The organism is Ideonella azotifigens (assembly GCF_006519715.1).
Lineage (GTDB): Bacteria > Pseudomonadota > Gammaproteobacteria > Burkholderiales > Burkholderiaceae_C > Ideonella > Ideonella azotifigens.
The window spans coordinates 1-7,221 of sequence record NZ_VIDT01000255.1 but is presented as its reverse complement, the minus strand read 5'-3'; the positions used below and the strand labels follow the sequence as shown (position 1 = coordinate 7,221).

Annotated in this window: 7 protein-coding genes, 1 other RNA gene and 2 riboswitches; of the genes, 6 read left to right on the top strand and 2 right to left on the bottom strand. The window is 68.0% G+C overall.

Annotated features, from left to right (window positions below; genetic code table 11):
• On the bottom strand, positions 1–1,148 hold a 1,148-nt coding region (gene dnaX / locus FKP22_RS15935), incomplete at its 3' end, for a DNA polymerase III subunit gamma/tau (RefSeq protein ID WP_141288448.1).
• Positions 1,149–1,397: 249 nt separating this feature from the next.
• On the opposite strand from dnaX, the gene FKP22_RS15930 reads away from it, so the two are divergent.
• From FKP22_RS15930 to FKP22_RS15915, 5 genes are all read left to right on the top strand, one after another.
• Positions 1,398–2,327: a hypothetical protein gene (locus FKP22_RS15930; RefSeq protein WP_141288447.1), complete on the top strand. Its 930-nt coding sequence runs from the start codon at positions 1,398–1,400 to the stop codon at positions 2,325–2,327.
• Positions 2,328–2,402: 75 nt separating this feature from the next.
• Entirely contained in the window at positions 2,403–3,536 is a 1,134-nt protein-coding gene (locus FKP22_RS15925) for an AIR synthase-related protein (RefSeq protein WP_141288446.1), read from the top strand.
• 62 nt (positions 3,537–3,598) lie between these two features.
• Positions 3,599–3,695: signal recognition particle sRNA small type (gene ffs, locus FKP22_RS15920), an RNA gene on the top strand.
• Positions 3,696–3,876: 181 nt separating this feature from the next.
• Positions 3,877–4,044, top strand: coding sequence for a hypothetical protein (locus tag FKP22_RS32130; protein WP_170200925.1), 168 nt, complete (start codon positions 3,877–3,879; stop codon positions 4,042–4,044).
• 77 nt (positions 4,045–4,121) lie between these two features.
• The gene (locus FKP22_RS15915) at positions 4,122–5,807 is read left to right on the top strand and encodes an NAD(P)/FAD-dependent oxidoreductase (protein ID WP_141288445.1); all 1,686 of its coding nucleotides are present in this window, start codon (positions 4,122–4,124) and stop codon (positions 5,805–5,807) included.
• A gap of 15 nt (positions 5,808–5,822) precedes the next feature.
• Here FKP22_RS15915 and FKP22_RS15910 read toward each other — a convergent pair whose 3' ends face one another.
• The gene (locus tag FKP22_RS15910; RefSeq protein ID WP_141288444.1) at positions 5,823–6,080 is read right to left on the bottom strand and encodes a hypothetical protein; all 258 of its coding nucleotides are present in this window, start codon (positions 6,078–6,080) and stop codon (positions 5,823–5,825) included.
• Positions 6,081–6,131: 51 nt separating this feature from the next.
• Positions 6,132–6,222, top strand: a riboswitch (glycine riboswitch).
• 16 nt (positions 6,223–6,238) lie between these two features.
• A riboswitch (glycine riboswitch) is annotated at positions 6,239–6,364 on the top strand.
• Positions 6,365–6,423: 59 nt separating this feature from the next.
• Here FKP22_RS15910 and gcvT point away from each other — a divergent pair.
• Positions 6,424–7,221 (top strand): glycine cleavage system aminomethyltransferase GcvT (gene gcvT, locus FKP22_RS15905; RefSeq protein ID WP_141288443.1); only part of this gene is annotated, 798 nt, incomplete at its 3' end.

The following is a 7,221-nucleotide window of genomic DNA, read 5'->3' as shown; positions in this document are numbered from 1 at the left end:
GCCGCGGTCGGCCTGACCGCAGGCGCAGCAGGCACGCGCCCTTCGCCACCAGCAGATGGAAAGGCCAGGAAGCGGAGCAGCACCATCACCAGGCCGGCGTATTCATCAGGCGCCAGGCTCAGTTCGGCGCGGCCGTGCAGCACCATGCTGTAAAGCAGCTGGGTTTCGTCCTGCGCGAGCTGCGGTGCCAGCTGGCGCGGCGCTTCCATGTCCGGGTCGGTCTCGTCCAGCGCGCCGGGCACCGCCTGCTCCACGGCCATGTGCTGCAGCAATCGAGCGATCTCCTCCAGCGTCCCCGCGGCCGACAGCCCTTGCGCACGCAGCCCATCAACCTCGGCCAGCACCGCTTTCCCGTCACGCTGCGCCAGCGCGCCGACCAGCCGAAGCGCATGGCTGCGGTCCACCGTGCCGAGCATCGCGCGCACGGCGGGCTCCTGCAGCTGACCACCGCCGTAGGCAATTGCCTGGTCGGTCAACGACAGCGCATCGCGCATCGAGCCTCGTGCGGCGCGGGACAGCAGGCGCAGCGCACCCGGCTCGGCCGCCACGCTTTCGGCCTCCAGCACGCGGGTCAGGTGTTCCAGCACCGTCTGCGGCGCCATGGGCCGCAGGTTGAACTGCAGGCAGCGGCTCAGCACTGTCGGCAGCATCTTCTCGGGGTCGGTCGTCGCCAGCACGAACTTCAGGTACTCGGGCGGCTCTTCGAGCGTCTTCAGCAGCGCGTTGAACGCGTCCTTGGTCAGCTGGTGGGCTTCGTCGATCATGAAGACCTTGAAGCGGCCGACGGTGGGCTTGTAGGCGGAGCGTTCGATCAGCTCGCGAATCTCGTCAATGCTGCGGTTGGACGCAGCGTCCAGCTCCATGTAGTCGATGTAGCGGTCGGCGTCGATCTCGCGGCACGCGGTGCACTGGCCGCAGGGCCGCGCAGTGATGCCACCGGTGCCGTCCGGCCCGGTGCAGTTCAGGCTCTTGGCCAGGATGCGCGAAACCGTGGTCTTGCCAATGCCGCGCGTGCCGGTGAACAGGTAGGCATGGTGCAGCCGCTGCTGCTCCAGCGCGTGCGTCAAGGCGCGCACCACATGGTCCTGGCCGACCATTTCCTCGAAGCTGCGGGGGCGGTACTTGCGCGCCAGGACGACATAACTCATCCGCTCATTCTAAGGTTGGCCGGCCAGCCCGCCGACCGGGGCGCCGGACACGCCGCGGGCATTCGGGTTGACCCGCCGTGCCGCATGCGACACCCGCGTTTTGGGTCCTCATGAACCCCCATCGGAGGGTGGCAGGCCGGAAGGCCCGCGGCGCACGATGAGCGCAGCTGTCGCCGCTCGCGGCAGCCCGCAGCGCCACCGCCCAGACAGGGTCCAGACCATGCGCTGCACCCTTTTTTGGAGACAAACATGAGCACTGTGCACACCCGTTACGTGACCTGGCTTTCACGTGGCCGCCGCGGCCACGGCAGCGCCGCGCTGGACCTCGTCGCGCCACTGTCCACCCAAGTGGACAACCCCGGCGGCTACCAGGCCTGGGCTTCGTCCAACATCAGCTGGCAGGACAGCAACGGCCAGGACCAGACGGCGCAATTCGCCTTCTGGTCAGTCACCGGGGCCGCCGGCGGCCCCGGCGTGAGCTTCTCGCCCAGCCTGAACATCGAAGTAGAAGGCAGCGACGTGCAGGCCACCGCCTGGTACCTGCCCGGTGGCGGCCGCGGCAATGGCGAAAAGGGCACTTTCGTCGACGCCTTCGACGTGGCGCAAGGCACCTTCGTCGACGACGATTTCGTGACCATCTCGCCGGATGCCGAACTGACCAACGCCGCCAACGAAACCGGCTTCGTGCCCAGCGCCGCGGTCGAGACCGTGTCTGCCTACGACACCATCCACGCTGTGCCCTTCATGGATTGGCGCGTGATGGTGCAGGCCCCGGCTGGCAGCGACAGCGTCAGCACCACCCACCTGCACACCGGCGCGGGCAGCACCGGCGTGGCCTTTGCGTTCTACCAGAGCACCGGCGGTGGCGGCGGCATGAAGCTGCCCAACCTGGGCAGGTACCAGAAGGGCACCTGGGTCAGCTGGGGCGTGATGGTGGACGGCGGTGGCCCGACTGGCAACGGTCCCGTCGGCCCGTGGGACCCATTGGTGCTTTCGCTGGCAACGGCCCTGGCCATGGCCGAAGCGGCGAAGCTGTCGGACCCTGAACTGCAGCGCGCCGGGCTGGACCTGGCCGCCAAGCAGCTGGAGATGACGGCAGCGAAGATGGCCGAAGCCATGCGCAAGGGCTTCAGCAGCCCGGTGCGGGTAACGGGCATGGCAGCGCCGAACAAGCGCTGACCCCGGTGGCCGGAGGCTGGCAGGCCTCCGGCCACCAAGCGGGTGCGGTCCGCGGCTGTCGGATAATCCCGACCCATGACCGCATCCGCTTCCCACAGCCCCGCCGCCGACACCCTCAGCTACGAGCAGGCCGGCGTCAACTACGATCTGATCGACCCGCTGAAGGTCGCCGCGCAACGCGCCGCTGCCGCCACCGCCGGCCACCTCGCCGGCCACGGCTTCAGCGAAGTGCCGGCCTCGCGCGGCGAATCGGCCTACGTGGTCGACGTGGGTCCGTTCTACCTGGCCAGCATCGTCGAATGCCTGGGCTCCAAGGCCCTGGTGGCCGACGAGATGAAGGCACTGACCGGCAAGAGCTACTACGCCGGGATTGCGCAGGACACCATTGCGATGGCGGTCAACGACCTGATCACCGTCGGCGCCACGCCGCTGGTCGTGCAGGCCTACTGGGCCGCCGGTGGCAGCGACTGGTTCGCCGACGCGCAACGCGCGCAAGCCCTGGTCGAAGGCTGGAAGAAGGCCTGCGACGTGTGCGGCGTGGCCTGGGGCGGCGGCGAAACGCCGGCACTGGCCGGCATTGTCGAGAGTGGCCGCATCGACCTGGCTGCGTCCTGCACCGGCATCATCAACCCCAAGACCCGCCTCAGCGTGGGCGACGCACTGGGCGCCGGTGACGCCATCGTGCTGCTCAGCTCCAGCGGCATCCATGCCAACGGCCTGAGCCTGGCGCGCAAGCTGGTCGAGCGCCTGCCGCAGGGCTACCTGACCGAGATCGAGCCCGGCCTCACCTACGGCGAAGCGCTGCTGGCGCCGACCACGCTGTACAGCCCGGTCACCGAAGCGCTGGCCAAGGCCGGCGTGACCATGCACTACTGCGCCAACATCACCGGCCACGGCTGGCGCAAGCTGTTGCGCCACCCGAGCAGCCTGAGCTACCGCATCCACAGCGTGCCCGCCGTGCCGCCGGTGCTGAAGTTCATCCAGCAACACGCCAAGCAAGACGACCGCGAGGCCTATTCCACGCTGAACATGGGCGCAGGCTTCGCGCTGTTCGTGAAGGCCGGGGACGCCGAGCGCACCGTCGAGATCGCCAAGGCCCAGGGCGTGGATGCGATCGTCGCCGGCGTGGTCGAAGCCAGCGCCAGCAAGCAGGTGCTGATCGAGCCGATCAACGTGCGCTTTGGCGACGACGACCTGCAACTGCGCTAAGAGCGCCGGATTTCCTGGTCGGGGCCCGGGCCGCCTCTTCGGCCTGGGTTAGAATTCGTCGTGACGGGCCTCCTCGCATGGAAGCACGGCCAACTGGGTCAGGTGGGGAACCAAGCAGCCCTAACTGTTGTGACCAGTGCCGAGATCAGGCTCGTCACCTTTGCCAATCCCTCGCGGGGTTCGAGCAAAAGGACACCAAGCCACTTGAACAAGCCGCTTTGCGCACCCTCCGCGCGGCGGCTTTTTCTTTGAACCTTGCCTGGCGGACTCGCCAGACGGGCTGCCAGCCACGGCGCTTGTGGCCTAATCGAGGGTTGATTCTTTTTTCACTGGAGCCACCATGGGCAACAAGATCGTTACCGAAGCCGACCGCAAGGCCACCCCGCGTCCCGCCGCTCCGAGCGGTGTCACCGTCACCACGCACCGCGGCCAGCGCGTGAGCCTGGAACGTGGCTCGCACACCCGCAGCAAGAAGAGCGCCGGCAAGCGCGCGAAGAAGGGCGGCTAAAGCCCCCGCCCTGGCCTGCCGGTGGTGTCACTGGCCCTGCGCCAGGGCCTGATTGACCGCCACCGCAGACCTGCACCATGCTGAGGATCACCGAGCTCCGCCTGCCGCTGAACCATGCCGAAGACGCGCTGCGTCCGGCCATCGTCGCCAGGCTGGGCGTTGCGGACACGGCACTGAGCCGGTTCACTTTGTTCAAGCGCGCCTATGACGCGCGCAAGAAATCGGCCATCGTGCTGATCTACACGGTGGACTGCGAGCTGGCGCCAGAAGCTGATGAAGCCGCCGTGCTTCAAAAGCATGCGGGTGACCCTCACATCCGGCTCTCACCGGACACCTCCTATCGTTTTGTCGGCCATGTGCCGGCAGACTATTTCGCCGCCGACGCCGTGGCCGGCGGCAAGCACCGCCCACTGGTGGTCGGCTTCGGCCCGTGCGGCATCTTCGCCGCGCTGATCCTGGCCCAGATGGGCTTGCGCCCCATCGTGCTGGAGCGCGGCAAGGAAGTGCGCCAGCGCACCAAGGACACCTGGGGCCTGTGGCGCCAGCAGCAGCTGAACCCGGAGTCGAACGTGCAGTTCGGCGAAGGCGGCGCCGGCACCTTCTCCGACGGCAAGCTGTGGAGCCAGATCAGCGACCCACGCCACCTGACGCGCAAGGTGCTGAACGAGTTCGTCAAGGCCGGCGCGCCCGAGGAAATCCTCTACGTCAGCAAGCCGCACATCGGCACCTTCCGGCTGGTCAGCATGGTCGAGAAGATCCGGGCCGACATCGTCGCGCTGGGCGGCGAGATCCGCTTCGAGCAGCGGGTCACCGACGTGCTGATCGAAGGCGAGGGCGAGCAGCGCCACATTCGCGGCGTGACGCTGGCCTCCGGCGAAACACTGCGCTCGGACCACGTCGTGATGGCGCTGGGCCACAGCGCGCGCGACACCTTCACCATGCTGCACGAGCGCGGCGTCTACATGGAAGCCAAGCCGTTTTCCATTGGCTTCCGGGTCGAACATCCGCAAGGCGTGATCGACCGGGCACGTTTCGGCACGAATGCCGGCCATCCCATCCTCGGCGCGGCCGACTACAAGCTGGTGCACCACGCCAGCAATGGCCGTTCGGTCTACAGCTTCTGCATGTGCCCTGGCGGCACCGTGGTGGCCGCAACCTCGGAGCCCGAGCGCGTGGTGACCAACGGCATGAGCCAGTATTCGCGCAACGAGCGCAATGCCAACGCCGGCATCGTCGTCGGCATTGACCCGGCTGACTACCGGCAGATCCCGGGCAGCGGGCCCGTCAGCCCGCTGGACGGCATGGCTTTCCAGCGCGTCTGGGAGTCTCGCGCCTACGAACTGGGCGGCGGCGGCTACGTGGCGCCCGCCGCACTGGTGGGCGACTTCATCAAGCGCCAGCCCAGCCGCGTGCTCGGCAATGTGGAGCCCTCGTACAAGCCCGGCGTGCAGCTGACCGAGCTGGCCGCCAAGGACCGCCCCGTCCTGCCGCACTACGTGCTGGATGCAATCCGCGAGGCATTGCCCGCCTTCGAGCGGCAGATCAAGGGCTTCTCGATGCCAGACGCGGTGCTGACCGGCGTCGAGACCCGCACCTCCTCGCCGCTGCGCATGACACGCGGCAAGGACTACCAGAGCCTGAACGTCAAGGGCCTGTTCCCGGCCGGCGAAGGCGCGGGCTATGCAGGCGGCATCATGTCCGCTGGCGTGGACGGCATCGAGGTCGCCGAGGCCGTGGGCCGCGCGATGCTGGCTACGGCCTGAAGCCTCCGCGAGCGTTCAGCCGCCGCTGGCGGACGCCGGCGTGGCCGGCAGTAACAGCACGTCGGCCTTGCCGCCCACGCAATCGATCGTCTGGCCGGGCTTGCAGGCTGGCTTGGGTGGGTCGTAAATCGTGTAGTGGCCACCCGGCCGATAAATCAGCAGCAGCCACAGCACCACCACCGTGGCTGCCGTGACGGCGATGACGACCAGGCGCTGGCGGCGCGAGGTCGGTTGATAACGGTCTTGATGTGGGTCTTGGTCAATTCTTGGCACGGCCGGGACTATCGCACGGCGCTGGCGCCACGCGCGGCTGCGGTTACACTGCCCAGCTTGTTAGGAGAGAGCTCCACCCGGAGCCGCCGAAGGCGCAGAGGCACACCCTCGAACGCTCAGGCAAAAGGACTGACAAGCGTCTTGCCGTAACACGCGGGGCGTTCCTCACTGGAGAGAGGCGGGTGATGGCTGCAAGGCCATGAGCCCGTCCACCGAAGGGGCAAGCGGTGGCCGTTATCAACGGCGCCGTCAATCTCTCAGGTAAAGCGGACAGGGAGGGCCTATTGGATGAAGAGATTCGCCAGACCGCCCTCCAAGCGCCGACCTGAAGAGACGACCCCGCATGAGCTCCACGCCTGACACCCTGCTGCAGACCCCGCTGCACGCCCTGCACCTCGAACTCGGCGCCCGCATGGTGCCTTTTGCCGGCTACGCGATGCCGGTGCAATACCCGGCCGGCCTGATGGCCGAGCACCGCCAGTGCCGCGATTCGGCCGCGCTGTTCGACGTCTCGCACATGGGCCAGTTGCGCCTGATCGGCGCCGACGCGGCCGCCGCTTTGGAAACCCTGGTGCCGGTGGACGTGATCGACCTGGCGCCCGGCAAGCAGCGCTACGCCTTCTTCACGAACGACGAAGGCGGCATCCTCGACGACCTGATGATCACCCGCCCGGCCGGCAAGGGAGCAGCCAGCTTCGGCGACCTGTTCGTGGTGGTGAACGCTGGCTGCAAGGACGCGGACATCGCGCACCTGCAGGCCCGCATTGGCAGCCGCTGCGAAGTCAGGCCGCTGCCCGAGCGTGCGCTGCTGGCGCTGCAGGGCCCGAAGGCGGTCGACGCCCTCTCCCGCCTGAACCCCGAAGTCGCCAAGCTGACCTTCATGACCGGCGGCCTGTTCACATTGGCCGGCGCCGAATGCTTCGTGACCCGTTCGGGCTACAGCGGCGAAGACGGCTTCGAGATCTCGGTGCACGAGAACGACGCCATCGCCCTGGCCCGCGAACTGCTCGCCCAGCCGGAAGTGAAGCCTGCCGGCCTGGGTGCGCGCGACACGCTGCGCCTGGAAGCCGGCCTGTGCCTGTACGGCCACGACATCGACACGACGACCACGCCAGTCGAAGCCGCGCTGACCTGGGGCGTC